Origin of the sequence: Listeria rocourtiae subsp. hofi (genome assembly GCF_963575615.1) — a bacterium.
GTDB lineage: Bacteria > Bacillota > Bacilli > Lactobacillales > Listeriaceae > Listeria_A > Listeria_A hofi.
Map to the genome: position 1 here is coordinate 46,677 of NZ_CAUYTL010000012.1, position 26,726 is coordinate 73,402.

Below are 26,726 nucleotides of genomic sequence, written 5' to 3' on the forward strand. Positions count from 1 at the left end.
TTATTTTTCCACTTCATATACATCTTGCTTATCGGCCTCCAATTCGCTATACAACCTTTCTAACTGTTGCCAAATAATTTCAGATTTAAATTCTCTACTAACTCGCACGTGACCATTTCTGCTAAGCTTCTCAGCCAACGCGTTATCTTCCAAAAGTGTCAGCAATGTCTTTTTCATAGCAATTATATCGCCCGCGTCGATTAGTAATCCTGTTTCATCTGGAACAATCGCATCCTTTGCCCCTGTCACATTGGTTGTAATAACAGGCACATTTGCTGCTGCAGCCTCTAGAATGACATTTCCGAAACCTTCCCGATAAGTCGGTAAAATAAACACATCCATCAGGCGATAAAAAGAAGCTGTTTTTGAAACAAATCCTGTTTTTATAATGTGCGGATTCTCCTCTATCCTCTTCTTAGTAAGCGGTGCAACCATATCACCCGCTTCAAAATCACCAACTAAAAGTAGTGTAAGATTCTCTTGCTCCATAGAAAGTTCCGTGAAAGTAGCCACCAAATCATCGATACCTTTATCTTTCGTCAATCGTCCTACATAGCCAATAACCTTACCCTGATTATCCGGCAAATATCGTTTCTTCAAACTACTTACTTTCGACTCATCCAATTGGAACTCCTCTAAATTTAACCCATTATAACTCCCTGATCCCAACACGCAAATCTTCTCTCGGGGTGCTAGCCGTTCTTCTACTAAAACTTCCTTCAAACTAGGACTAACAGCAATGCATACCGTACTCAGTTTACATACTAATTTTTCAATGAAGCGTAATAGCTTTCGTTTTTTCCCTGTGCAAGTCTCAAATCTTAGTCCAATGACAGAGTAAATTCTTGCCGGCGTACGTGTTAGAAATGCCGCTATCATGCATAGTAAACTCGCTTTTGGTGTGGATACATTAGTAATGTCTGGTCTTACTTTTAAATAGATCATGATAATTTGGAGTAATGACAACAAATCAGAAAATAGTGCTATTTCCCGCGTCATTCGTACGTTGTGCACGGTGATATTCTCGGGTAGCGCCTGGTCTATCTCTCCACTAGGCGAACAGATTAGATGAATGTCATATCCTTGTTTGCTAAAGTATTCTAACTGGCCTCGGAGCAATTGCAAGCTAATCGATGACGTCACTCCCATTAGTAATTTGGCCATATTATAATCTCCAGTAGTCGATGTTACTCGGTTTTTCCGAACTGTTTAATGCGCCCTTCACATCCATGAAAATACCATTTGGGGCGACTAAATCAACTAATGTTTCCCAACCTGCTGTAACGTACTCTGCGTGAGGTACCGCCATAATAACTGCATGACTTGGTTTCAATTCCGCGAAAGGTACCAGTTCATCATCAAGCCTCGTCCCTTCCGCCGCTAATACTGTATCTGAAAGCTGTACCTTGATACCAAATTGCTTTAATTCTGCGATAATATCCATCACTTTGGAGTTCCTCATATCAGGAACATTCTCTTTAAAAGTGACACCTAAAATCGTAACGACGCTATTTTTAATTGGCAAATCCGCGGCAATCATTCTTTTGATAAGGCTAGAAACGATAAAGTGACTCATACCATCATTAATTCTGCGACCAGCTAAAATCATATGCGGATCGTAGCCCAGCATCTGCGCTTTGTGTGTTAAATAATACGGATCAACGCTGATACAATGCCCACCGACAAGACCTGGCGCAAAGGGTAGGAAATTCCATTTTGTTTTTGCTGCAGCTAACACTTCGGATGTATCGATGTCTAACCTGTCAAATATCATCGCAAATTCGTTCATAAGAGCGATATTTAGATCTCGTTGCGTATTCTCAATCACTTTCGCGGCTTCTGCTACCTTGATGCTGCTTGCTTTATAAACATCCGCCTGAATCACAGACTTGTACGTCTCATAAATAATTTCTGTTACCGATTCTGTTTGACCAGATACAATTTTGTTAATAGAGGAAAAGGTGTTTTTCTTATCGCCGGGGTTAATTCGCTCTGGGGAATAGCCTACATAAAAATCTTGACCTGCGTTTAGTTTGGAGTATTTTTCGAGGACTGGTACACATTCTTCTTCGGTCACACCTGGGTATACGGTAGATTCGTACACGACAATCGTTCCCTCCGCCAGATTCTCACCAATAGTCTGGGAAACACTAATTAACGGCGCTAAATTCGGTTGTTTATCGTTGGTGATCGGTGTTGGTACAGCTACAATGATAAAATCGCATTCTTGTAATTTTTTTGCATCTGACGTAAACTCAATCTTTGCTTTTTTCAGATTTTCTGTCGTTACTTCTTTTGTCGTATCACTATTATTTTGAAGTGCTTGGATGCGCGCTTCGTTAATATCGAATCCAACTACGGTTTCCTTTTGTCCAAATGCTACCGCTACTGGCAAACCGACATAGCCTAGACCTACGACTGCAATTTTTCTAGCCATTATTATAATTCCTCATTTCATTTGTTGTGTATGGTGCTTTTAAAATCTTGGAAAAATTGGTGCCTGATTTCTTGTAATCGCTCACTTTGAAAAGTCGCTGCTCGTTCAAAGGCTAACTTAGCATATTGTTGTCGTTGCTCTTGGCTAGTTGCAAGTTTGGCTAATTTCTCAGCTAGCTCAGCAGCATCATTTGGCTCGTGCAATTGTTCTTTTGTAATGAGTTCTGGAATACCGCCAACATTCGATCCTAAACAACTGCAACCTCTGGATAAAGCTTCAATTAACGCCCTTCCTTGCCCTTCCGTTTTGCTTGGCATCAAGAAAATATCGATATCATCTAGCCACTCGTAAACGCTATGGTGGGGCAATGTTCCGGAAAAAACAACATGTTCTGCTAATCCAAGCTGAGCTATCACTCCAAGCCACGCTTCTTTTGACCCTCGTCCTAAAATTCGAAACTCAAATGGAGGTAAGTCTGACTTAATGCTTGCCAGCGCTTCAAAAGCTGTCTCAAAACCTTTATAAGGCGAAGATAGCGAACCATTCATGCCGATAATCAATTTCTCTGTTGGTTTCGTATTTCTTTCATGGCGTCGCTCAATCGTATCCATTGCTAGTTTGGGAAGTTCTACATTGGAGCAAGATACACTCTGCCCAATCGTCGGATAACGTTCTTGTAAATGTTTATCCGTAATATATAGTGTACTTTGAGATTTTCTAACGCTCCGCTTCATCTTCCATTCTGCAAAAGGGGCGTATAGCTTCCCTTTCCAATCACCATATGTTGCCATCGCATGATAAGCATCGCCAACCACTTCAATACAGTATGGCGTATTCGTTTTCCGAGCTGCTTTGACTGCCATATAGCCGATTTCTGAAGGCAAACGAGCGATGACGCCATCCGCTTTTTCAACTGCCGCAAGCATCGTTTTGTATCCTCGTGGAAATGGCGTAAAAGCTCGGATTCCATATGGATTTGGCATGCCTTCAAACGTGACGCCTTCACCACTTGAAAGGTTTAAAAATTCGGTATCCAAATCTCCCAATGGTTCCACACGAGCGATGACAGTGAGCCGATCTATATGCTTCACATAGCGTTCCCAATTACTGTACGAGAAGGCAACTTCCGAATAAACCTGCCCATCCACAGCTTCTAAAAATCGATTATCGTGTGCAAATAACCAGTTCAAACTACTCACCACCTAGACTTTCAAATTTTCTTCTTGCGTTACAGGCTTATTATTCGCGAGTGCTAACATTTCTTCTCGCAGTTCCGCTTTTGTCCACGAATCACCATTTTCTAAAATAGTGTGCAATGTTTCAAAACTCACAAACTTAGTCTTGCCAATATAGATTTTGGGGAATATTTGTTGAGGTTCCAGTTCATTTTCTAGCAATAATTCTTCATATAGTTTTTCGCCTGGACGTAAACCGGTGAATTTAATTTCGATGTCATCTAAAGAATAGCCTGATAACTGGATGATATTTTTTGCTAAATCTAGAATTTTGACTTCCTCACCCATATCTAAAACAAAGATTTCGCCACCTTGTGAGAAAACACCAGCTTGTAAAACGAGGCTCGCCGCTTCAGGGATGGTCATGAAAAACCGCGTCATTTGTGGATCTGTTACGGTTACTGGGCCGCCCTTAGCAATTTGTTTTTTGAACATTGGGACAACACTTCCGCGACTACCAAGCACATTCCCAAAACGAACCGCCGAGAATTTAGTATCACTTTTTTGTGCGAATTCTTGGATAATCATTTCACACATTCGTTTAGAAGCGCCCATGACGCCAGTTGGATTTACTGCTTTATCTGATGAAATCATCACAAACGATTGTACGCCAAATCGATCAGCTGCTTCACTAATGTTCCTCGTTCCAATCACGTTATTGCTGATTGCTTCATGTGGATTGGCCTCCATCAATGTCACGTGCTTATGTGCCGCCGCGTGGAATATCGCATTTGGAGCGTATTCTCCCACGATTTCATGCATTTGTTGTCGATTTTTAATATCCGCAATAATTGGCACCAACGTTGTATTCCCAGCGATTTCTCGCAACTCTTGTTCAATCAGATAAATACTATTCTCACCATGACCAAGCAATATAAGCGATTTTGGTTCATACTTCAACAATTGGCGACATATCTCAGAGCCGATAGATCCTCCTGCACCTGTAATTAGCACCGTTTGCTGATGTAATTGTCGTTTTATATCCGCGTCATTTAATTGAACTGGTTCACGATTCAGCAAAGATTGTTCTGGAATATCTGCAAAGTCAATGAGCGGCTCATTTTTTAAAAGTAAGTCTTCGAGGCATGGGACACGTCTAAGCGCTATTTTTGTTTGCTTACAAATGACTTCAATTTTGTCAAAAATGACCTTATCCATGCTAGTTATGGCAACAATGACTAATTTTATATCATAGAGTTTTAGTAGCTTTGGCAGATCTGATAATGTCCCGATGACAGAAACACCCGCAAAACTCATATCTTGCTTCTCAAGAGAATCATCTAGAAAACCTAACAATCGAAATGTTTTTTCTTGCTCTGTTATAATCTTTTTAGCAATAATATGACCCGTATCGCCTGCACCAAGTATTAACGTATTTTTTATTTGTTTAAAATTAATTTGCTCCATTTTATAAACGCATCCTTATCATTTAATAAACGTAATAGTTCTTACTTTGGCCTTGTTTCTTTACATCATTTAGTATATATCCCATAACTTTCGTATTCGCCTGTTGCAATATCTGTACACTCTTCTGAATTTCTGCTTTATAGGTGCGGTATGCACGCACAACTAGAAATGTCCCATCAACTTTACTTGCTAAAATTGGCCCATCTGCAATATCGATGAGAGGTGGACTATCAATAAAAATATAATCATATGTGCCCTTACACACTTCCAGTAGATTATCGAGGTGAGAAGAAGCAAGTAATTCTGCTGGATTAGGAGGTACAGGTCCACTTGGAATAAAATCAATATTATACTTATCAAGAGGTTGGATTGCTTCGTCTAGCGTGTGCTGATTAGCAAGTAATGTACTAAGTCCCGTGTGGTTCATCCTTTGAAATAACTTATTCTGTGTTGGTCTTCTCATGTCGCCATCAATCAGTAAAACTTTTTTACCTTGCTGCCCAAAAGCCATTGCGATATTAGAAGTTATAGTAGACTTTCCTTCTCCTGGTATACTTGATGTAATGAGATATACCATACTTCGCCCCATTGCTACAAATTCAATATTTGTTCTAATAATTCGAAACTGTTCATTTAGCGATCTATTGTCTGCTATCTGCGCAAGTGTATTGAGTGCTTTTTTTGTTTTTTTTCGAGATATTAGCTTCTTCATTCACCTTATGCCTCCTATCAAAATTGATTCACATTGCCCAAATGAGTAGCTCTAATGATATGACTCAGTTCTTTTTCATCGCGAATACTTTGGCGCATTGTTTCTTTTAATAGAGCAATAGTTAGACCGATAAATATCCCTCCTAAAAATCCTATGCCTATAATCATTGCTTTATTTGGCTTCACAGGCACTTTATTTTCTGTCGGTTGTGTCAAAACTCGAATATTATTTGCAGACATAATTTCTTTCGACTTACCAATAGCGGTCTTAATTAATTGTTGATTGATTTGTTCTGCGATTTCCTGATTTTCATTCAAAACATTAACAGTCAAAACTTGGGAATCTTTGGAGTTTTCTATCATTATTTGTTTTGCTAATTGTTGTGTGGTTTTAGTTAATTTAAGTTCCTCAATTACTTCATTCAGGACTGTTGGACTTACCAAAATAATCTTGTATGTGTTAACGAGTTGGATATTACTCTGTGTTTCTGCCGTTGTTGTTGTGTCTTTTTTATTCTCCTGTTTAATGACCAGCTGTGACTTTGATTCATAAGTTGGGGTAATAAACTCTTTGGCAATGACAAATCCACTGATAGCACCGATTCCACCTAATATTATGACAAGCCAAAGCCACTTTTTCAGAACATATAGGAACTCTGAGAACTCTATCGTTTTTTGTTCCACTGCTATTTAACCTCTACTTTCCATGATGCTTTAATATCAGAATCTTGATCTTTGTAGATGATAGTATACGGCCCATTTCCATTCACTTTAAAGTAACCTGCCCCCTTCACTTTCATGCCTGCTTCAATTTTTTCACCTAAATTTTCACTTGGATAAATAGCTAATTTTTTGCCATCTTTATCTTTAATCTCCATATCAATTGTTGTAAATCCTCGAGTTACAGCAGAGTTATTTTCCACATTCATAGCGATTTGCAAAACGCCGTTCTTATCTCCCTTGTCATCTTGCAAATAGGTTGCTTTTTCAAAAGTAACAATAAGTCCTAATAGATCTACGTGATCTCTTAACTTAAACTGTTTATTTGCAGTAGGTTTCACTGTCACTTCTTGCTTTGTTTCTATTTGTTTATTCAAGGCTTTAGTATCGTCATTTGCATTCGCACATGCTGTTAGTGAAAAAACTATTCCCATTATTGATACGAGCCCTAATTTCCATTTTTTCATTCGTCTACCTCACTTTAGCTAATATACTGGGACAGGGCGTACCCATCCCAGCTTGTTTCATCTAGCTTATTTTGTCACTACTTTTTCAGAAGATATCCAGTTGCCTGTTGCATCCTTATAATCTACTTTTACCACATCGCCAGCTTTAAGATTGGCTTTTGTCCAAGTAAACGTGCCATTTGTTGCTGGCACCATCACTTGTGTAACACCGTTCACCCATGTTCTTACTGTTGTTACATTCTGTGGTACTGTGCCTGATACCACGCCTGTTCCCTCCACAATTGTGTTGATAACTGGCGCAAGTGCTGACATATCTGCTGGTGCTGAAACCGTAATCTCTTTTGCTGGTGTATATTGATTTGTGTTTTCGTTTAACAGCTCTACACTGATAACCGTTCCTTGTTTTTGATTACCAATAAACTTGCTGTATTTACCTGATGCATCCGCTGTAATGATACTGATTAGTTGACCGTTGATAGAGAATCTTAGCTTCCCACCCGCTGGAGCTGTACCACTTAATGTATCATCACTGGTTGTCATTGCATTTACCGTATATTCTGTACTCTTTGGAGCGCCAGTTACTGTTGTTTCTTTCGCCAACTCATACTTACCTGTTTCGGGATTCAACATTTCTACAGCTACTTTTGTTCCTACAAGCTGTGTACCAATATACTTACTGTAATTACCTTGTGCATCTGCTGTTCCCACGTTTACTGCCACACCATTGATTAAAAATCTTAGTTTAGCGTTCGCAGGTGCAGTTCCTGTTACAGTGTCATTTGCATTTGTCATCGGTGTAATTGTTACATTGACTGCAATAACTGTCGTTGTCACAGCTTCTTTATACTCATTGGAAGATACATTGAAAAGTTCAGCTCCAACAACTGTACCTGTTTTTTGTTTTCCAACATATAGAGCATAATTTCCATTCGCATCAGCATACCCGATATTCACCGCTTGACCATTTATAACGAATCTAATTTTTGCATTTGGTGTTGTTTTACCCGTGATGGTATCGTCATTTTCGGTCATCTTATTGATAGAGATATTGCTCGATACTGGTGTTACTGTAATGGATGTGTTTGTATCTGCGTTATACTGACCTGTGCGATCTTTGTAGTCTACACCAATAACATCGCCTGCTTTCCGATGTCCAATATTGTAAGAGAAATTACCATTTGAATCGACTGCTACCACTGTTGCAGGTGCATTGTTGATGTAGATACGGATTGTACCTGGATTGTATTTAGATACGTCTAGCTTCCCACTGAATACCGTATCCGCTTCTGTCATTGGATTTAGTATTGGCTTTACAAGTACAAAATTATTACGATCATTTAATTCTTGTTGTGCTTTATCAAGATTTTTTTGCAACTCAGCTTTTTTTACTGGGTCTGTTACTTTATCAATTGCTTTTTGAGCATTATCAATAGCCCCTTGGTTTGTCGTATCTTTAATTGGGCTTGTTGGAGTATTATTATTAAACAATTCATTAACTGCTTTTTCTGCTGCATTTGCTGCGTTACGTGCATCTAGTAATTCTTGCGCACGATCTAAATCTTTTTGTAATTGGGCTTTTACTGCCTCATCTGTTACTGCGTCTACTAATTTTTGCGCTGCATCAATGGCTGCTTGGTTCGTGATGTCTTTGATTGCGTCTGTTGATGGTTTGTCGCTGTTGAATAGTTCATTGACTGCTTTTAGCGCTGCTTCTTGACGTGCCTTTTCTGCTGCATTACGCTCGTTCAACAATTCTTGCGCACGATCTAAGTCTTTTTGTAATGCTGCTTTTACTATTGGATCTGTTACTGCATCTACTAATTTTTGCGCTGCATCGATTGCACCTTGGTTCGTGATGTCTTTGATTGCGTCTGTCGATGGTTTGTCGATGTTGAATAGTTCATTGACTGCTTTTAGTGCTGCTTCTTGACGCTCTTGCTCTGATGATGCTGCTGCGTTACGTGCATCTAGTAATTCTTGCGCACGATCTAAATCTTTTTGTAATTGGGCTTTTACTGCCTCATCTGTTACTGCGTCTACTAATTTTTGCGCTGCATCAATGGCTGCTTGGTTCGTGATGTCTTTGATTGCGTCTGTTGATGGTTTGTCGCTGTTGAATAGCTCATTGACTGCTTTTAGTGCTGCTTCTTGACGTGCTTTTTCTGCACTTGCTGCATTACGTGCGTCTAACAGCTCTTGTGCACGATTTACGTCTTTTTGTAGCGCAGCTTTACTTGTAGGATCCGTTACACCATCCACTAGTTTTTGTGCTGCATCAATTGAAGCCTGAGTTGTCGTATCTTTAATCTCATCTGTTGCTGGATCATCATTTTTGAATAGTTCTTTCACTGTTTTTTCTGCTACTATTACAGTACCAGTCATTGAAATATGTTTTGCATCTGCCATAATAAATGTAGTTTGGATATCTCCTGGTGTCGAAACTGCCCCTGCTTGAACCACACCAGCTTGTCCACTTGCCAATACACTAAATGTAGCATTATACCAAGCTTTGTCTGGGATAGAAGTTTTATTAGTTTGACCATATACTGCAATTTCATCAAGATTATTGAATTTAATCATTGTGTTTTTAGCTGTCGAGAATACACGTCCTGATCCAGTTCCATTCGCGTCTAAGTCTAAATCTCTTGGATTATTAAAAGTAATTGCTGCATCTGCTAATGTTGTAGTAATAACGTGTGAAGTGCTTGTTGCTGGTTGAATCGCTTTTAAACTTGCATTTTGGTTAACTGTAAAAGTACGTGATACAGGCATAAGTGCTGCTGAACTCACACCAATACGATTAATTAACGTTGTAGAATTAGTGTCAAATAAAACATTTTCCATAGCTGCTTGAAATAGTTCGTCAGATGTCGTTACATTTAATTGAGCATTTTTCCCTACTGTAAAATCTGCTTTATCAGCAGTAGCCCAAAAAACAGAGCTACCTTTAGAATCTATATTCACTTTTGCGCCGTCTTTAATTATGAAATACGGATCTCCGACTGTACCAACCGCACTATATAGTGAAAATGCTGTTTTCCCAGTTGTATTATGCTCTGCCGTAAAATCACCTGCAATCGTAACACCCGTTGCCTCTACCATTTCATTCAATGTACCTAAGTTATCGATTGGTTTACTAGTAACAATTTTGTTTGTGCCTGTAAAATTCACATAACCATGCAAATTGTAGACAAATTGTGGCCCAGCATAATCAACATTTTCAAAATTCTGAGTTACACCTTGGACGCCGTCATATACCGTAAATGGACCATAGTAATGTGTTCCACGAATAACCATGTTTTTCACATTCAGCGTTTTTAGAGAAGCGCCAGTGTAGGTATAAATTGTTTGTGCCTGACCGTTAACAGTTGTCTTACTTTCAGTTAAGCTGTGACCATTCCCATCAATCGTTAGCTCAGTTTTTTTACTGTTAATTTGAATAGCTGATGTCATCGTAATATCGGCAGTTAAAATAATATTAGTAATACCGTTATCTGTTTCAATAAGTTGCTTCAGCGTCGCAAAATCTCCTACTTCTGTCGCTACTGTTGCTGTGGTTGCCTCAGAATCTATCTCTGCGGCAAAGCTAATTGCGGGGTACACTGTTAACATTTGTGATAGTACAGTTACTGTCGCAATTGTTGAAAAGAAAATTTTCTTAACCTTTTTAGTTGGAACTACATTAAATGGAATTTGTTTTTTTTGCATTTTTTTCTCCTTAGATTTATATTTTCCCGCCCGGCTATTTTTTATAAGCCTTTATCCTCTCTTTATATTTAAGTTTTTTAGGCGCGTTGGGATATACTTATAAACCCATGTATACACTATATCGTTTTATATTTTCTGAATTCCAAAATATTTTTTCTATTTTTTTCTAACATTTTGTTTTTTCTTAATTCTCTTATTATCCTATTAACACTCACTCTGCTCATACCACAATATGCTGCAATGTAATGAGTATTTAAGCCTTTTGGTAGAATAAACTTATACTGACTAACTTGTGTCCCTAATTGTTCAAATAACATAATAATCCTATCATGTAATTCATATTGAAATTGCTGGGCATATAGCTCGGCAAACTCTTCATTTCGATTCAGCGCCTCAATTAAGACATCCGTAAAAAATGGATGTGATGCTAATACGTTAAAAAAGGTATTTGCATCAATTTTTGTTAACACAGCTCTGTTGAGTGGCTCATAAATAACTTTACTCTCGTTGATCAATTGGTTACTCCAAATCACATCTGTCGCACTTAGGAACGCTTGACATACATATTTATCTATATACTTATTATGGGTAAGTATCTTTGCTAAATAACCCTCTTGTATAATATAAACCGCTTGACCGCTATCCTGTATTATTCTTTCTCCTCTTCGAATAACAACTGTTTCTAACACGTCATCCTGAAAATCGTCGGAATTAATAATACTTTGTAAAATTGTTTTATCTCGAATGAGCAGTTTGTTTATTGCTAAATAATCCATTTGCATCCCTCCATTAATATTTCCTGAATGACACGAGTTAATACTACTATATTTTTGTTCTTTTATTAACATGCTAATCCAATCAAAAACACCCATTTCATAGTGATATTAACAATGTATATGATGGCTCATGTTTTATTTTTTTTAAATAACTTGTCTCTCCTTGCTGAGACGCGCCTAGTGTCCGTCACATTTTTGACAATTTCTTATGTCTTTTTCTTGTTTTTGATAGCTCTTGTTGTTAATTCTATTAAACCATTTTTCGTTTTCGATTAGAAATCAAATTTGGCTTCAACATCCGCCATTCTATTTTTAAATAAAAAACTCTAGTATCCGCAACTGTCGGCACTAGAGTTTCTCTCTACTATTTTATTATTTACATGATTTCATCCATATAAAAAACTATACTCCTAATTTGTTCCCAATCATATTCTGTCGGTACCCGCTCAGTCTTATATATTTCACAATTCAGAATCTCATTGTCATCTTTATAATTACAGACAACAACGTCCACATTAAGCTCTTCCACAATCTTATTGGTAGCATGATGATTCGTAATAAGCGTGATTTCAATATTTTTAATATTGAACTTTTCTACTAATGTTGTTAAATAATTCAGGTAAGCGTTTGGACCATCAAATGTAAATAAAATATGTCGTTTACGTTTCTTGAGTTGTTGATTATATGCAAAATAATGAGTAAACATCGCCAAGTTCACTGCGATATCTTCTACATACTCTATTTTAGCAATTTGTTTAATCGGATCATTTTCCAATAACTCTGTCCATTTGTAAAACAAAGCCGAATGCCTATTTTTGATAAACCGATTTACTTCAAAAACATTTTTTTGAAATAGTGGTGTTAGTTTAGATAGCAATATTTGATTACGCAAATAAGCAATGAACACAGCTAATTCGTTTTTTTTAGGCGAACCTAGACCCAACTCTTGAAAAGATTTCATTAGAAAAGCATCGACCGCATCCATTTCTGCCTCTGTATGAAAACCACTCAGCACCTTGTCTCCGGAATATACATATGTGTCCATTGTCAACAAATCCATATACACAATCTCATCTTCTGGTACACCCGCAGCTTCTAATATCGGGATTAAAATTTCTGCTAATTGCGCTATAACTCGATAGGTATCCATTTGCTTTTGTAGTTTTTTTAGCTCTGGATTTATTTTGATGAAATGCCCTTGTTTAATTCGTGTATTTACTACCATAATCCAGTATAGTGCCCTTCTATGCTGCAACGTATTACTGATTTTTGTGATTTCGTCATATCCAGCTAATGCTTTCTTATGCAATTCATACTCAGCTTCTGTTGGATGGCTTATCGTTGAGATATCATTCATATTATAGAAAAAATTAAAAAAGAAATGGCGAATATTTACTTCTTCACCAATAAATGCTATCGGGGTTAGTGACAATTCAAGCTTAAATTCTTTTAATATGTTTTTCAAGTACGATAAATACCTGTTCAGCGTCGATGTCGATATAAATAATTCATCGGCCCACTCATCTATACTTTTGAACTCACCCTGAAAAACACCGTTCACGATAAGGAGCAATGGAGATTCCTCAGAAATTCTAACAATCAGATCATCGACGTAATGCGAGTGACTAATAGAATAGCCATAAACTGTATTTAGTTCTAATACTTCTTGTTCTGGAAATGAGTGCTCGATATCCTTGATGTCTCTGGATAATGTTCTTTTGGAAATATCCAAATCCTCTGCAATTTCGTCCACGGTAATAGGGAATTTAGCATCATAAATTTTCTGCAATACCTTGATTTGTCGCCTAACCTTTTTTTCTGCAATTAGTTGTAAAAAGAAATGATTCATACAAAACACCTCCATAAAATAAGTGTAAAAATTTACGTGTTCTTGCATCTCATTATACCCAGCCGTTACAAAAAAGCAATTCCCAGCGCTTTTTTGGCGAAACAAAATAGGACGCGAACTGATCTATAAAACCAGTTCACGTCCTATTTCTTTACTCAGGGGGAGTCTGTGCAAAAATCTATGTGATGAGTTACTCATTTCTTGTGATGCAATCCTACTTACTTCACAACTTTCACTCTTGTTGCAGAAAACTTATTTTACATTCAAGAATTGCGTACCTACATAGCCTGTTTTTCCTTTGTAGATCACTTTGCTCCAGCCATAATTATCTTCTACAAATGTTACTTTTTCACCTTTTTTCAATGTGCCGAGAATCTTGGCTGTTTTGCTTTCGCTAGCACGAACGTAAACGGTAGATTTTGCTGTTACGATTTTTGTTGTTGTTTTTTGAACTGCTGGTGCTTTTTTTGGCGCTTCTTTTGTTGATGCTTTCGTTGGTGTTGCAACTTTTGGCGTAGTAGCTTTCTTAGCAGAATTAGCTTGTGTACCAGGGATATTCAAGAAACGAGTTCCTACGTAGCCTGTTTTTCCTTTATAAGTAACTTTACTCCATCCGTAATTGTCTTTCACGAAGTAGACTTTTTCACCTTTTTTAAGTGTTCCCAATACTTTTGAGCTTGCGTTTTCACTTGCGCGTACATTCACGGCTGATTTTACTGTTACCATTTGTGGTTTCGCTGTGTAATGTGTTGTTTGAGCCGATGCGTCTACCGAAAATGCTCCTGCTGCTACTGTTGTGAATGCTAGCGTCAATGCCAATCCTGTTGCTACTGCCAATTTTGTTGTTTTTTTGCTCATTACGTTATTCATCATAATCTCTCCTTTAAATTTGGGTTCCGCGGATAGGTGCGGATTTCTAATTTTCTAAGGGGCGCCCTTTCGATATCTTTATATTACATCACAATTATTTCTAAGTCAAGTCTTTTATTACAAATATATTTCAATTATTTTATATAAAAGCCGATAATATGATGTAAATATAGATATTATCAGTTTAAAACCTCTTTTTATACTGTAACAATTACAAAACATCGCCCAAAACCAGAAATAATTGTAACGATATCGTAACATAGTTTTATAAGCCTATGCTTTTCTCCAGCTGTGCTATAATAAAGAAGATAACGCTTAAAGGAGGAAATGATTTATGGCTAACAACGAAGCAATTGCCTACATTGGTACATACACCAAAGTAGAAAGTGAAGGAATTTACCGCCTTCATATTGATAAAAAGACGGGTGAAATCACACAGAATAAACTTGCTGGCAAAATGGATAACCCAACCTATTTGAAATTAACAGATGATCAGAAATATCTTTATTCTGTAGCGAAAGATGGCGAGAACGGCGGGGTTGCTGCTTTTGCGATTAAAGAAGACGGCTCTCTGGACTATTTAAATCAAGACGTTCAAGCTGGAAATCCTCCTTGCTATGTTGATGCATCCAAAGACGGCGCTTTTGTCGTATCGGCGAACTACCATTTAGGAACAATCGTTGCCTACCCAACAGAAAAAAACGGCTCGCTAAAAGCTCCAAGTTCTTCTGTACAGCATATCGGTACTGGTCCTAACAAAGAACGCCAAGAAAAAGCACATGCCCATTTTGCAGGTTTCACGCCAGATGAGAAATTTGTCATTACGTGTGATCTTGGTACGGATCATGTGACGACTTACGCGTTAAAAGACGGCGTTCTTGATAAAGTGAGCGATTTGAAAGTCAAAGGTGGCAGTGGTCCTCGTAACCTTGTTTTCCATCCGAATGACAAAATTGCGTACATTATGACCGAAATGGCGGCTGACGTTGTTGTCGCGACTTATGATGAAACAACTGGCGCGTTGACGGAAATCCAAAGTATTCCTTCTTTACCAGCTGATTTTAGCGGCGAAAATAAAGGCAGCGCGATTCATATTTCCAACGATGGACGCTTCCTTTACGTTTCAAATCGTGGGCAAGACGCGGTTGTGACTTTTGCGATTGATGCAGAAGGTAAATTAAGTTTGGCGGCTACTACTCCTGTTGAAGGTGTTGGTCCACGTGACTTTGACCTCGATCCGAGCGGTGAAATTTTGCTAGTATCCAACGAAAATACGAACAACGTCACGGTATTTGGCGTCAATAAAGAAACCGGCGCACTTACTTTACTTCAAAAGGACATCCACGTTCCAGAACCGGTTTGCGTGAAATTTATTAATGAGTAAATAAAAACAAGAGGCCCCAGCGCGAAAACGTTCGGAGCCTCTTTCTTAGGAGGAATTTTTTATGACATTGACTATTGGTTATATCGGATTTGGGAAAAGCACGACGCGGTATCACATGCCGTATACGCTTATTCGCGATAACATCCGCATTAAAACAATCTACAATCACCGTCGCAAGCCTGAACTCGAGGCAGAATATGCGCAACACAATATCGAATTTACCGATAATCTGGATACGCTTTTACAAGATGCCGACATTCAGTTGGTAAGCATTTGTACGCCGGCGAGCACCCATTACGACCTCGCTAAAAAAGCATTAGGAAACGGCAAAAACGTGCTGGTTGAAAAGCCTTTCTGCACAACATCCGAAGAAGCCGAAGAACTATTCGCACTCGCAAAATCAAAAGGCCTCATCGCAATGGCCTATCAGAACCGCCGCTTCGATAGCGATTTCCTAGCAGTCAAAGAAGTTCTCACTAGCGGAAAATTAGGCGAACTCGTAGAATTGGAATCACACATGGATTACTACCGTCCAGAAGCTCCTAATGCCCCCGGTGAATATTACGACGGCGCTTTCTACGGGCTTGGCGTCCACATGATGGATCAAATTATCGATCTTTTCGGGCGCCCAGAAGAAGTCAGCTACGACATTCGCTCCGTCCGCAATCCAAATAATCCCGATGACACATTCGAGATTCAATTCTTCTATCCAACACTAAAAGTCATTGTCAAAACAAGCCATTTAGTGAATATTCCCTATCCAAAATTCACTCTTCACGGTACAAAAGGCAGTTTTGTCAAATACGGTATTGATCAACAAGAAACCTATTTAAAAGCTGGCATTATGCCGGGCGAGAAAAATTTCGGCGTTGATCCAGAAAGCAGTTACGGCAAACTTGTCTATGTCGATACAAATGGCGAAACACAAGAAGAAACCGTGCCAACACCACTTGGCGACTACGGCCGACTTTATGATCAGCTTCACGATGCTATCCTAAACGGCACGCCAAAACTAGTCAGCGATGAAGAAACACTAACTAATATGGCTATTTTAGAACAAGGCTTCACCGGCAAAAATCCGCGTGTCATTTCATTATAAAACAAAGAAAGTCCACCGTTCCTCTTTTCTTAGAACGGTGGACCTTTTCAAATTACCATACCAATTGCCATGTCACGCCAAATTTATCAGTTACCCATGTTACTTTTTTGAATGGTGGCAACTCAATTGGCCCCATCATCACAGAGCCCCCATCCGAAAACGCTGCAAATAGGCGATCAAATTCTGCCTCCTCTTCGCATTGTACTAAAATCGAAGCTGCCCACGAAAATGGCGTTGCGTACTCTGCCTCCATATCCATTACCATAAATGATTGACCACGAATTTCAAATGTACCGTTAAGAAGTTTACCAGTTTCTCCGCGATCAGCTTCACCAATGTATGTTTTACCGAACGTCTTCGCATCTTCGCCAAACAACGCCACATAGAAGTCCATCGCCGCCTCTGCCTCACCACTAAACGTTAAAAAAGTGGAAACCAATCTGTTTGTCTTATACATAATCTTCATTCCTCCATCTCACTTATTTATTACATCACGCCGATTAATATCAATAGGAAAAAGATAATCCAGAACACAATATAGGTCATCGAAATAATAAATCCGATAATCGGGAAAAAATTGCGTTCACGTTCTCTCGCAATACCTGAAATCGATATAATAAGCGTCAAAACCGCCACACCAAAAATCACAATAAACCAATTGTTCGCTGTCACAAAGCCAATCTCCATTGGTTTCATGAAAATCATAACAATACATAGAATTCCTAGTAAAAATGCCAAAAAGCCTAAGAAAGTTGTTCGTTTTTTGATCGGTACTTCTTCCATGTCATTCATCGTTCTTCATCCCTTTATCCTAATTTTTCACAACACCGCGTTCAACATACTGCATATCATTCGCTGACTCCACCGTGTATTGGCCGTTTTCGTAACTTATTTTAGTTACGCTCGCATTTTCAATTGGCCCATCGACGCGCGTTGGATCGAGCAAAGAAAGCAAGATATTAATGACCATCCCGTGACAAATTACGAGCACATTCCCCTCAGGTTGTTCGCTACAAATCAAGTCCAGCGACTGCAACAATCGTTCAGTAAAAATACCCCAATTTTCTGCCATACCAGTCTCATCCATATCAGCCACTGCATCAATCATCACCCTTGGCGCATCATGCTTATGTACTTCAAAAAACGCTTCTACTGACGAAAAGCCATGCATCTTACTCACCGTTTCCCACATAAACAAATTGTATTCGCCTTCAAACTTACCAAAACCAAACTCGCGTAATCCTTTCAACTGATTCACAGGCAATTCAAAACCTGCATGTCGCATCACAATATCAGCTGTCTCAAGCGTCCGGCCACGATCACTCGTATAAAGCGCTTCAAATTTAGTATCCGCAAGTCCTCGTCCCAACTGTTCCGCAACAAGAATCCCGTCCTCCGTAAGCGGCGAATCCGCCCAGCCCTGCACACGCTCCGCCGTATTCAGCATCGTTTTCCCATGCCTCGTCACAAATAACGTCACTTTTCCCATTCTAATACTGCACCACCGTTTCTTCAAAAGATACTCTTAGTGTATCAAGCCATCACCCGTTTTGCAATGAAAGAAGGCGCTCTTCTTGTAATAAGAAAAACGCCATATTGCGAAATTAATCCACGCCACGCATATATTTTTTCAATAATGGCGCACAGAGGAATAGTAAAATCGCAAAAGCAACCGCCCCAAATCCAAAAATCCCAAAGTACAAGATTTCTGTTTTTGCATTGAAAAACTGCGTTGTCTGGGCATTGAAAGCCTGTGCCATCGAATCCGACAAGAACCAAACACTCATCGTTTGAGAAGCAAATGCTGCGGGTGCTAATTTAGTCGTAGCCGATAAGCCCACCGGTGACAAGCACATCTCACCCACGATACAGATAAAAAAGCTCATCACAAGCCACATTGGACTAACTGCGGTCGTTGTATTTCCTGCTAAAATCCCTGGCAACATCATAATCACGAACGATAAACCTGCAAAAAATAGACCTAACGCGAACTTTCGTGGTGTTCCAGGTTGTCTTTTCCCAAGCTTCGTCCAAATCCAAGCAAAAATCGGTGATAAAATAATAATAAACATCGGGTTCAGCGATTGGAAAACCCCTGGCGATAATTCAAAACTCCCAACGCTAAGATCCGTTCGGTTCGCCGCAAATAAAGCCAATGTTGTTGATCCTTGTTCTTCAATCATCCAAAACATGACCGAAATAAGGAACAGAGGTATGTAAGCCGTCAGTCGAGAACGCTCCTCCTTCGTCGTTTTCTTACTAGTCATCATCACAGTAAAATAAATAAGTGGGATAATAACACCCATAATTGTGACAGTCATAATAACCGTCTGCAATGAAAATTCACCTTGAAGCCATGCCACAACAGCTCCAATCAGCACAATTCCCGCCAAGATTCCCAGTGATAAACCAGACATTTTCTTTTTCTCCGCACTTTTTAGCGGATTCGGTACTTTTTTCCCAGCGTCGCGTAAATACATTTTTCCAGTAATGACATATACAATAAGTCCCACTGCCATTCCGACAGCTGCCACACCGAATCCCGCATGATAACTACCCGCCGAATCAGATACTTGCGTGACAATAAATGGTGCGATAAAAGCTCCTAAGTTAATCCCCATATAAAAAATACTAAATCCAGCATCACGTCTTTGATCCTCTTTCGGATAAAGATCACCCACAACATTGGACACATTCGGTTTCAAAAAGCCTGTTCCAATAATTATAAAGAACATCGACACGAACAAAGCCGTTGCGCCACCAGGAAATGATAAAGCAATATGCCCAACCATAATCAAGATACCACCATAAAAAATCGTTCGACGCGGACCTAAAATCCGATCAGCCGTCCAGCCTCCAATAACACCAGACATGTAAACGAGCGAACCATAAATCGACATAATCGCCGTCGCAGTAGCCTGAGAAAAGCCAAGCCCACCATCTACAACCGCCGTATACATGTAAAAGATAAGAATAGCACGCATCCCATAATAAGAAAAACGCTCCCAGAATTCCGTAAAGAACAATGTCGCAAGTCCTCTTGGATGTCCAAAAAACGTTTTACTACTGCTATCTTGAATTGGCCTAACCATAGCTCCCACTCCCCCTATTAAAATATACTCTTAGTAAGACGCCAAGCCAAAACCATCGCCCAGCGTCCTAAGAGTACAAGAAAAATTAGCTTATATTACAAGGCATTTTTATAAATTTCACGACTGACATCAAGCGTTTGATCCCCACGCTCCGAAACTGCCGTCAAACCGTGTTTTTCAAGTTGAGAAACGAGCACATCTACAACTTCCTCGCCAAGGTCATAATCACTGAAATGCGTTGGCGCGCCTAATGACTCAAAGAACTCACGCGTTTTATCAATGGCCACTTGAATCTTCTCATCTTCCGTTCCATCCGTAATATGCCAAACACGCTCAGCATATTGCAATAACTTCGCGCCCTTCTGCTCTTTTCGAATTTCCAGTAATGAAGGTAGCACAATTGCCAGCGTCCGGGCATGATCAATATGATACAACGCCGTAATCTCATGGCCTAACCCATGGCTAGACCAGTCACCCGGAACACCTTTATTAAGCGTTCCATTCAGTGCATAAGTCGCCGCCCACATAAAGTTAGCACGCAGATTATAATCCTGTTTTGACTCATCCACAACGTCCGGGCCAATCTCAATCAGCGTCTCAAGTAACCCCTCTGCAAACCGATCCTGCACCATTCCACCAACCGGATACGTCATATATTGCTCCATAATATGCACAAATGAGTCAATCACCCCGTTCGCCAATTGGCGCTTCGGCAATGTATACGTCAACTGCGGATCAAGAATCGAAAATTGTGGAAACGTCACTGCACTGCCAAAACCAAGTTTCGCTTTCTTCTCAACGATACTCACAACACCACCGCTATTCATTTCAGAACCCGTGGCAGGAAGCGTCAACACTGTACCAAACGGCAAAGCTTCCTTAATCGGAATCCCTTCACCAACACCGCTACCAAAAATATTAATCGGTTCACTATCAAAAAGAGCGCCGGCCGCAACAAATTTCGTTCCATCAATAACAGAACCACCGCCAACAGCCAGCAAATAATTATAACCATCCTTTTTCACTAATTCGATCGCACGTAAAAGCGTTGCATATGTAGGATTAGCTTCAATCCCGCCAAATTCACCAAACGTGTGACCAGTAAGCGCCTCCCGAACCTTCGCAAGTGTACCAAAACGCTCCACGCTACCGCCACCATAAAGAACAAGCACCTTTTTATCGGTCGGAATCAGTGTTTCCAATTCGCCAATCCGGTCTTTTCCAAACACGATATGCGTTGGATTATAATAATCAAAATTTGCAATTCCTTTATTCATTGTATAAAGTCCCCGCTTTCTTTTTGCCTTATATTTTGTCACGTATCCATATTATCACAAATATCACCATCTGTAACGAATTGACCACTACACTATACATACACCTTTTTATACCACTTCAAACAAAAAACAGAAATCTCGAAAAAATTTTGTTCCGCATACTATATACTTTGTGAACAGAAGGATTACATGCTCGCTTCGCTCTCATGCATATTGGGGCTGTAACTCTTTTCATTCGAACAGTCGCTTGGGGATTACATGCTCGCTTCGCTCTCATGCATATTGGGGCTGTAACTCTTTTCATTCGAACAGCCCCAACAATTCATACAGTGATTTCTATACAAATCCGACAACATGGGGTAGAATAAAAGAGATGTATCCATATTAAAGAGATTGGAGTGACCGAAATATGTTGATTAAAAATCTTTGTATTCCTAAAATCAACTTAACGACTATTACTGAAACCGCAACACTCAAAGAAGCACTGGATATTTTGGAAGAAGCAGGCTATCGTTGCGTCCCAGTTCTAGATAATAATGGCGAGAAATTCATCGGGAACATTTATAAAATGCATATTTATCGTCATGCCGCTAACGGAGGCGACCTATCAGCCCCTGTAACAAGTCTTATCAAAAATAAAACGAAACATATTTGCATTAATTCCTCTTTTTTTGAAGTATTTTTTACAATTAAAGAGCTACCATATATCGCGGTCCTGAACGAACAAGACGATTTTTATGGTATTTTAACACATGGTAAATTGCTCGGTGTTTTGCAAGATGCTTGGAATATCGATTCAGGAAGTTACGTTCTGACTATCGCAACTGGCGAAGTTCCTGGTTCTCTAACAAAAATCACCAAAATCATCGACAAACATACCACAATTGCCAGCCTAATAACAATGGATTCCCAGGCGGAAGACTACATCCGCCGCGTCCTCGTAACGTTACCAGCCGGCATCACAGAAGAAGAAAAAGACTTGATTGTTGCGAACCTTGAACGCAAAGGGCTACGTGTCATTGAAGTAGAACATTTAAAGATGAAGAAATAAAAAATAGTGGCGTAAAATCTGAAGCTTACAAATTTTACGCCACTATTTTTTATTTTGGGCTATAGTATTTATTGATTCTAAAACTTGAGTATGCTAATTTCGTTCTCGCACGATTACTATATACTTGAAAAGATGTTTTTATATACACATTAACGGCATCTTTAGCATAGTATTTTTTTGTCACAATCCAATAATTTTGTGCTCTATACTTAGATATCCTTCCTGTCATATTCCCTAGTATAGCCACTACCGCTCCTGTTGCGAATGCATTTGCTATTTTCCCTCCGACAGTTGCTGTCATCCCCCCAAGCAAAGCTAATCTTCCATAATAATCTACTTTGTTTGGGAGAACATTATTATTATACTTCGTAGCTCCAACTTGTTTCCAGCTCATCACCGGTCCGATTGGCAATGCAACTCTTAAAAGTTGCGGCGATGTCTCTGATATCCTTGGAAGTTCAATTAAGAAGTCACTAGCACTTCCTTTTGGAAATGTATTAAGCATTGTTTTATCATCTCTGGGATTGGTCATCTCAGCATGAACATCTGTTAGGCTTACTGGTACTATTAGAGATACCGCCAACAAAATACTTAAAATTTTTTTCATGGGTTTATTCTCTCCTTTTTTATGTTATTATTATATAATACAGAATTATAGGGGGGGGTATTATGAATTATACAAAAAAATTATATTATGTTTTAATTGCTGGACTGTTTCTGTTATTTATTTTTGGCGGTACATACGCTGTTTTTATGGGACTTGGCCTCGTATATATTATTGCTGTTTTAGATGATATACTTAGTCACAACATCAACAGCAGAAGTTTCTTAAACAAAACAGGGTTACTAATTCTGGGATTATTATTTCTATATATTGTGCTACGTGTTTCATAGAATCATTTTTTACGTTATACATGTGTACAATCAAATTATAACACTTGCACCAAAAACATTCAATATGAGTATTTATAACAAAAACAATTCTAATAGTGTTCGATTATACTAAAATTTATTTCCCCAACCCCTTGTATATTCCTTAAACTACATCTATAATTATCTTATTGAGAATTGTTTTCAATTACAGGAGGGTTAAGGATGAAGAAAAGAAAATTAACAGTACTTTTACTCGTTGTTTTAACATTAGGATTGGCACTTGCAGCATGTGGTGGTTCTAGTGCAAACGATGAGAAGAAGACAGAAGACAAAGCACGCACACTCACTGATGCACTGGATCGGAAAGTCATCATACCAGCAACACCGAAGAAAATCGTGGCTATTCAAAATGCGGGTGAACTTTACGCTCTAAATATTAAGCCACTTGCTACAACAGAATATTACATGGGAATCTATCCAGACTTCCTAAAAGGCGTTGAAAATATTGGTGGAGATAAGCCAAATGTTGAGAAAATCGCTTCCCTAAAACCCGATTTAATCATCATTTCTGATTACCAAAAAGATATGTTGACAAATCTGGAAAAAATAGCGCCTGTTTATGCAACGAAATTCGGCGTGACACCAGATGAGCAACTTTCTGATATCGCTAATTTAGTTAATGCGAAAGACGCGGAAAAAACATATCAAGAAAAATACGCCAAAGAATCAAAAGAAGCTAAAGCAACATTAAAAGACGCTGGCATTGAAAATCAAAAAGCTGCCGTTATCCAATTCTGGGGCAAAGAAATCTATATTCATGACCCAATCGTATTCGACGGTATATATACTGGTGCGGGTTTCACACCAACGGAACCAGCTAAAAAGAACAAGGAAACAAAAGCTATTTCCTCAGAAGCTATTCCTGACTATGTTAGCGATGCCGATCAACTGTTTATCTTAACACCAGAAGGCAAATCCACCGACGAGCTCAGCACACTGCTAACAGGAATTTGGAAAGACATCCCAGCAATCAAAGCAAAACACGTATATCTTGTTAATAGTGATGAGTGGAGCAACTACACAGCACCATCAAGAGAATACCAAATGCAAGATGCTATCGAAAAAATAACTCATAAATAACATACAAAAACAGGATTAGATACGCCTCCCAAAACGTTTCTAATCCTGTTTTTTTAATTGTTCAAAAGCTGGTAAATTCGATTGTTCACTTTACCAAATGACTTAATATTATTTTGCACATTTGAAAGTAATACTACGACTGTTTTCCCGCTATGACTAAAGCTATTCGACACGTTCCATCCGCTCAAAACGCCATGACTGTTATAGCTTCCTGGATCAGCATAGAACCCCATTCCATACCCAGAAGCACTTCCTGCCGTTAACATTTTCTCAAAACTAGCGTCATTGATCAATTTTCGATCCGACAAAGCTCGGTCAAATAAGTACATATCCGTTGCAGTCATATACATATCACCACATCCATAAAGCTGCGATAAGTCCGGTAAGTATGGTGTCTTATAAGTTCCATCCTTTTGAATATTATAGCCAACAGAAGGCTTTTTCTCCTTATCAAAAGTCGTATATACCCCCGAATGTTTCATACCTGCTGGTTCGAAAATATTTTTTTGCACGTAAGTCATTAATTTTTCTCCACTAAGTTGCTCCACAATGAAAGCTAGTACGCTATAATTCGAATCATTATAATCCCATTTTCCAGGCTGACGCTTAATTCCCTGTGCTTCAATATCCCGAATCAATTCTTCTGGTCTAATCTTCTCGTTTTTCTCTGTATGTCCCACAATACCAGATGTATGATTTAACAGGTTTCGCAATGTGATACGGCTACCATTCGGGAATTCAGGCAAGTACGTTGCCACCGAATCATCTACATTCAGCTTGCTCTGCTCTTCTAACTGCAAAATCGCCGTTGCAATAACTGCTTTTTGAGAGGAACCAATATAATAAACTGTATCCGGTGTATTCGCCACATCCGTATCTCGATTCGCCGATTTATATCCCTTATTCAGCACAATTTTACCTTCACGGTACACAAGCGCGGTTCCGCTGAATCCAATACTTTCCAAATATTCATCTACTATCTTATTATCAGACACACTCGCCGTTTCCTTCTCCACTTCCTTTTCCGGAGTTACCGGCTTTTCTGGCGTCTTTTTTACCGTCTCTGAATCTTTCTGCTCGCCCGCAGTTTCCAATTCCTTTGGTGTTATCCATTTCACCGCCATAAAAACCACTGTCAATAATACGAAAATCAGCCCGATACCAATATAAAAATCACGTTTCTTTTTGTTGCGCCGTTTGGAGGAGCGATTCATTTGCTGATTTACCATGCCTTGCCCTCATTTCCTAGTAAAATTGCTCGCTTCGTCCCCACGAATTTATTACCAATACATTTGCACAGCTCCCACTCAAAATTCTAGACCATTTATACTCAAAATGCAACTAGGTCAACAAATTATTTTGTATATAACTATTTTGATGTTAGAATAGACGTGCAAGGCTTCATCTAGTTTTGTGACCTACCTATCAGGGTATTATAGTGAGGTATGCGTTCTAATAGAAAAGAAAGAAGGAGATTAGAGTTATGGTACAAATTACAAAAGGTAAATTTGATGGCTTACAGAGACTTTCTAACGATAAAGGAATCATTGCTGCACTGGCAATTGACCAACGTGGCTCCTTAAAAAAAATGATTCAAGAAGCTAAAGGTTCTGAAAGCGACAAAGATGTAGAAGATTTTAAACAAATGGTATCCGAAGAGCTCACGCCATACGCATCTGCTATCCTGCTGGACCTTCAATATGGTACGCCTGCCATTAAAGCTCGTCACGAGAACTGTGGCTTGCTAACCTCCTATGAAAAAACGGGCTATGACGCCACGACACCAGGCAAGCTTCCTGATTTAATCGCGGACCTATCCGCACTCCGCATCAAAGAAAGTGGCGGCGATGCAGTAAAAATTCTAGTATATTACGATCCAGATGAACCCGCAGAAATCAATGAAATCAAATACGCGTTCCTAGAAAGAGTTGGTGCCGAGTGTCGTGAAATAGACATCCCCTTCTTCCTAGAACCGATTACGTATGATGCAAAAGTAACAGACTCAGCCAGCGCCGATTACGCGAAACTGAAACCTGCGAAAGTTAAAGCATCCATTAAAGAATTTTCCAAACCGCGTTATGGCGTGGACGTACTGAAATTAGAGGTTCCAGTGAATTTCAAATATGTAGAAGGCTTTGCGGATGGCGAAGTAGTTTATACGAAAGAAGAAGCTGGACGCCATTTCGAAGAGTGTTCTGATCTAAGCCCGCTTCCATTCATTTATTTGAGTGCAGGTGTGACGGCAGAACTTTTCCATAAAACAATTGCCTTCGCGAATGAGCATAAAGTGCAATATAGCGGCGTGCTTTGCGGTCGTGCAACTTGGAAAGACGGTATTGAAGTTTATGGTAAGCAAGGCGACGATGCTTTGCGCGAGTGGTTGCGTACACAAGGCAAAGAGAACATCACCTCACTTGATGACCTTCTAAACACCGGCGCATCTCCTTGGTGGGCTAAGTACGGCTCCTTTGAAGATGTACATGTTGTTGAAAAATAATAACAAAAAAGGTTTGGAATCAATGGATTAATGCCCCGATTCCAAGCCTTTTTCTTGGAAGTGTAAAATAAACTGTGTAAATAATGAATCCTAGTTCATTGTTTATACAGTTTTTCTTTTTTGATACAATGAA

At 39.2% G+C, this 26,726-nt stretch carries 24 protein-coding genes; 6 read left to right on the forward strand and 18 right to left on the reverse strand.

Going from position 1 to position 26,726, the window contains the following annotated elements:
* The 11 genes from R8925_RS07350 to R8925_RS07400 all read right to left on the reverse strand — a co-directional run bounded on the left by R8925_RS07350 (position 1) and on the right by R8925_RS07400 (position 14,180).
* Positions 1–1,164: a glycosyltransferase family 4 protein gene (locus R8925_RS07350; protein WP_430535238.1), complete on the reverse strand. Its 1,164-nt coding sequence runs from the start codon at positions 1,162–1,164 to the stop codon at positions 1–3.
* A 1-nt stretch (position 1,165) separates the two neighbouring features.
* Complete coding sequence (locus R8925_RS07355; protein ID WP_430535239.1) at positions 1,166–2,437, reverse strand: nucleotide sugar dehydrogenase; 1,272 nt, start codon at positions 2,435–2,437, stop codon at positions 1,166–1,168.
* Between the two features lie 17 nt (positions 2,438–2,454).
* Positions 2,455–3,627: a glycosyltransferase family 4 protein gene (locus R8925_RS07360; RefSeq protein WP_430535240.1), complete on the reverse strand. Its 1,173-nt coding sequence runs from the start codon at positions 3,625–3,627 to the stop codon at positions 2,455–2,457.
* Between the two features lie 12 nt (positions 3,628–3,639).
* Entirely contained in the window at positions 3,640–5,079 is a 1,440-nt protein-coding gene (locus tag R8925_RS07365) for a polysaccharide biosynthesis protein (RefSeq protein ID WP_430535241.1), read from the reverse strand.
* Positions 5,080–5,101: 22 nt separating this feature from the next.
* The gene (locus R8925_RS07370; protein ID WP_430535242.1) at positions 5,102–5,791 is read right to left on the reverse strand and encodes a CpsD/CapB family tyrosine-protein kinase; all 690 of its coding nucleotides are present in this window, start codon (positions 5,789–5,791) and stop codon (positions 5,102–5,104) included.
* A gap of 17 nt (positions 5,792–5,808) precedes the next feature.
* Positions 5,809–6,474, reverse strand: coding sequence for a YveK family protein (locus R8925_RS07375; protein ID WP_430535243.1), 666 nt, complete (start codon positions 6,472–6,474; stop codon positions 5,809–5,811).
* A 2-nt stretch (positions 6,475–6,476) separates the two neighbouring features.
* A complete protein-coding gene (locus R8925_RS07380; RefSeq protein WP_430535244.1) occupies positions 6,477–6,977 on the reverse strand; it encodes a DUF4352 domain-containing protein in 501 nt (166 codons plus the stop codon).
* A gap of 66 nt (positions 6,978–7,043) precedes the next feature.
* Positions 7,044–10,685: a toxin Cry1Ac domain D-VI-related protein gene (locus R8925_RS07385; protein WP_430535245.1), complete on the reverse strand. Its 3,642-nt coding sequence runs from the start codon at positions 10,683–10,685 to the stop codon at positions 7,044–7,046.
* Between the two features lie 116 nt (positions 10,686–10,801).
* Entirely contained in the window at positions 10,802–11,461 is a 660-nt protein-coding gene (locus R8925_RS07390) for a Crp/Fnr family transcriptional regulator (RefSeq protein ID WP_430535246.1), read from the reverse strand.
* 376 nt (positions 11,462–11,837) lie between these two features.
* Positions 11,838–13,310 (reverse strand): AcpB/EbpR/MafR family transcriptional regulator, encoded by a 1,473-nt coding sequence (locus R8925_RS07395; RefSeq protein WP_430535247.1) that lies wholly within the window; start codon positions 13,308–13,310, stop codon positions 11,838–11,840.
* Between the two features lie 252 nt (positions 13,311–13,562).
* On the reverse strand, positions 13,563–14,180 hold the full coding sequence (locus R8925_RS07400) for an SH3 domain-containing protein (RefSeq protein ID WP_430535248.1): 618 nt from the start codon (positions 14,178–14,180) through the stop codon (positions 13,563–13,565).
* A gap of 334 nt (positions 14,181–14,514) precedes the next feature.
* On the opposite strand from R8925_RS07400, the gene R8925_RS07405 reads away from it, so the two are divergent.
* Both R8925_RS07405 and R8925_RS07410 read left to right on the forward strand, forming a co-directional pair.
* The gene (locus R8925_RS07405) at positions 14,515–15,564 is read left to right on the forward strand and encodes a lactonase family protein (RefSeq protein WP_430535249.1); all 1,050 of its coding nucleotides are present in this window, start codon (positions 14,515–14,517) and stop codon (positions 15,562–15,564) included.
* 61 nt (positions 15,565–15,625) lie between these two features.
* A complete protein-coding gene (locus tag R8925_RS07410) occupies positions 15,626–16,663 on the forward strand; it encodes an oxidoreductase (RefSeq protein ID WP_430535250.1) in 1,038 nt (345 codons plus the stop codon).
* A 52-nt stretch (positions 16,664–16,715) separates the two neighbouring features.
* Here the strand turns inward: R8925_RS07410 and R8925_RS07415 are convergent, their stop codons facing one another.
* The 5 genes from R8925_RS07415 to R8925_RS07435 form a co-directional block, all read right to left on the reverse strand.
* A complete protein-coding gene (locus R8925_RS07415; protein ID WP_430535251.1) occupies positions 16,716–17,120 on the reverse strand; it encodes a VOC family protein in 405 nt (134 codons plus the stop codon).
* Positions 17,121–17,149: 29 nt separating this feature from the next.
* A complete protein-coding gene (locus tag R8925_RS07420) occupies positions 17,150–17,455 on the reverse strand; it encodes a hypothetical protein (protein ID WP_430535252.1) in 306 nt (101 codons plus the stop codon).
* Positions 17,456–17,474: 19 nt separating this feature from the next.
* Positions 17,475–18,152, reverse strand: coding sequence for a histidine phosphatase family protein (locus R8925_RS07425; RefSeq protein WP_430535253.1), 678 nt, complete (start codon positions 18,150–18,152; stop codon positions 17,475–17,477).
* A 115-nt stretch (positions 18,153–18,267) separates the two neighbouring features.
* Positions 18,268–19,755, reverse strand: a complete 1,488-nt coding sequence (locus R8925_RS07430) for a peptide MFS transporter (protein WP_430535254.1) — start codon at positions 19,753–19,755, stop codon at positions 18,268–18,270.
* Between the two features lie 95 nt (positions 19,756–19,850).
* Positions 19,851–21,032, reverse strand: a complete 1,182-nt coding sequence (locus R8925_RS07435; protein ID WP_430535255.1) for an iron-containing alcohol dehydrogenase — start codon at positions 21,030–21,032, stop codon at positions 19,851–19,853.
* A 409-nt stretch (positions 21,033–21,441) separates the two neighbouring features.
* On the opposite strand from R8925_RS07435, the gene cbpA reads away from it, so the two are divergent.
* The gene (cbpA, locus tag R8925_RS07440) at positions 21,442–22,083 is read left to right on the forward strand and encodes a cyclic di-AMP binding protein CbpA (protein ID WP_430535256.1); all 642 of its coding nucleotides are present in this window, start codon (positions 21,442–21,444) and stop codon (positions 22,081–22,083) included.
* A 49-nt stretch (positions 22,084–22,132) separates the two neighbouring features.
* On the opposite strand, the gene R8925_RS07445 is transcribed toward cbpA, so the two are convergent.
* Complete coding sequence (locus R8925_RS07445; RefSeq protein ID WP_430535257.1) at positions 22,133–22,690, reverse strand: hypothetical protein; 558 nt, start codon at positions 22,688–22,690, stop codon at positions 22,133–22,135.
* A gap of 62 nt (positions 22,691–22,752) precedes the next feature.
* Here R8925_RS07445 and R8925_RS07450 point away from each other — a divergent pair, with 62 nt between their 5' ends.
* On the forward strand, positions 22,753–22,977 hold the full coding sequence (locus R8925_RS07450; protein ID WP_430535258.1) for a hypothetical protein: 225 nt from the start codon (positions 22,753–22,755) through the stop codon (positions 22,975–22,977).
* A gap of 201 nt (positions 22,978–23,178) precedes the next feature.
* Positions 23,179–24,096 carry an ABC transporter substrate-binding protein gene (locus R8925_RS07455; protein WP_430535259.1) on the forward strand — a complete coding sequence of 306 codons (918 nt, stop codon included), beginning with the start codon at positions 23,179–23,181 and terminating at the stop codon, positions 24,094–24,096.
* A 53-nt stretch (positions 24,097–24,149) separates the two neighbouring features.
* On the opposite strand, the gene R8925_RS07460 is transcribed toward R8925_RS07455, so the two are convergent.
* Positions 24,150–25,310 (reverse strand): serine hydrolase domain-containing protein, encoded by a 1,161-nt coding sequence (locus tag R8925_RS07460; protein ID WP_430539424.1) that lies wholly within the window; start codon positions 25,308–25,310, stop codon positions 24,150–24,152.
* A gap of 269 nt (positions 25,311–25,579) precedes the next feature.
* Between R8925_RS07460 and R8925_RS07465 the strand changes: the two genes are divergently transcribed.
* Positions 25,580–26,593 carry a tagatose-bisphosphate aldolase gene (locus R8925_RS07465; protein ID WP_430535261.1) on the forward strand — a complete coding sequence of 338 codons (1,014 nt, stop codon included), beginning with the start codon at positions 25,580–25,582 and terminating at the stop codon, positions 26,591–26,593.
* Positions 26,594–26,726 lie beyond the last annotated feature (133 nt).

Coding starts and splice junctions, on each gene's coding strand:
- R8925_RS07390 (WP_430535246.1), bottom strand. CDS start 11,461: ATGGATTATTTAGCAATAAACAAACTGCTCATTCGAGATAAAACAATT.
- cbpA (WP_430535256.1), top strand. CDS start 21,442: ATGTTGATTAAAAATCTTTGTATTCCTAAAATCAACTTAACGACTATT.
- R8925_RS07415 (WP_430535251.1), bottom strand. CDS start 17,120: ATGTATAAGACAAACAGATTGGTTTCCACTTTTTTAACGTTTAGTGGT.
- R8925_RS07445 (WP_430535257.1), bottom strand. CDS start 22,690: ATGAAAAAAATTTTAAGTATTTTGTTGGCGGTATCTCTAATAGTACCA.
- R8925_RS07405 (WP_430535249.1), top strand. CDS start 14,515: ATGGCTAACAACGAAGCAATTGCCTACATTGGTACATACACCAAAGTA.
- R8925_RS07395 (WP_430535247.1), bottom strand. CDS start 13,310: ATGAATCATTTCTTTTTACAACTAATTGCAGAAAAAAAGGTTAGGCGA.
- R8925_RS07355 (WP_430535239.1), bottom strand. CDS start 2,437: ATGGCTAGAAAAATTGCAGTCGTAGGTCTAGGCTATGTCGGTTTGCCA.
- R8925_RS07420 (WP_430535252.1), bottom strand. CDS start 17,455: ATGAATGACATGGAAGAAGTACCGATCAAAAAACGAACAACTTTCTTA.
- R8925_RS07370 (WP_430535242.1), bottom strand. CDS start 5,791: ATGAAGAAGCTAATATCTCGAAAAAAAACAAAAAAAGCACTCAATACA.
- R8925_RS07435 (WP_430535255.1), bottom strand. CDS start 21,032: ATGAATAAAGGAATTGCAAATTTTGATTATTATAATCCAACGCATATC.
- R8925_RS07380 (WP_430535244.1), bottom strand. CDS start 6,977: ATGAAAAAATGGAAATTAGGGCTCGTATCAATAATGGGAATAGTTTTT.
- R8925_RS07455 (WP_430535259.1), top strand. CDS start 23,179: ATGAAGAAAAGAAAATTAACAGTACTTTTACTCGTTGTTTTAACATTA.
- R8925_RS07460 (WP_430539424.1), bottom strand. CDS start 25,310: ATGAATCGCTCCTCCAAACGGCGCAACAAAAAGAAACGTGATTTTTAT.
- R8925_RS07400 (WP_430535248.1), bottom strand. CDS start 14,180: ATGAATAACGTAATGAGCAAAAAAACAACAAAATTGGCAGTAGCAACA.
- R8925_RS07410 (WP_430535250.1), top strand. CDS start 15,626: ATGACATTGACTATTGGTTATATCGGATTTGGGAAAAGCACGACGCGG.
- R8925_RS07465 (WP_430535261.1), top strand. CDS start 25,580: ATGGTACAAATTACAAAAGGTAAATTTGATGGCTTACAGAGACTTTCT.
- R8925_RS07450 (WP_430535258.1), top strand. CDS start 22,753: ATGAATTATACAAAAAAATTATATTATGTTTTAATTGCTGGACTGTTT.
- R8925_RS07365 (WP_430535241.1), bottom strand. CDS start 5,079: ATGGAGCAAATTAATTTTAAACAAATAAAAAATACGTTAATACTTGGT.
- R8925_RS07425 (WP_430535253.1), bottom strand. CDS start 18,152: ATGGGAAAAGTGACGTTATTTGTGACGAGGCATGGGAAAACGATGCTG.
- R8925_RS07385 (WP_430535245.1), bottom strand. CDS start 10,685: ATGCAAAAAAAACAAATTCCATTTAATGTAGTTCCAACTAAAAAGGTT.
- R8925_RS07430 (WP_430535254.1), bottom strand. CDS start 19,755: ATGGTTAGGCCAATTCAAGATAGCAGTAGTAAAACGTTTTTTGGACAT.
- R8925_RS07350 (WP_430535238.1), bottom strand. CDS start 1,164: ATGGCCAAATTACTAATGGGAGTGACGTCATCGATTAGCTTGCAATTG.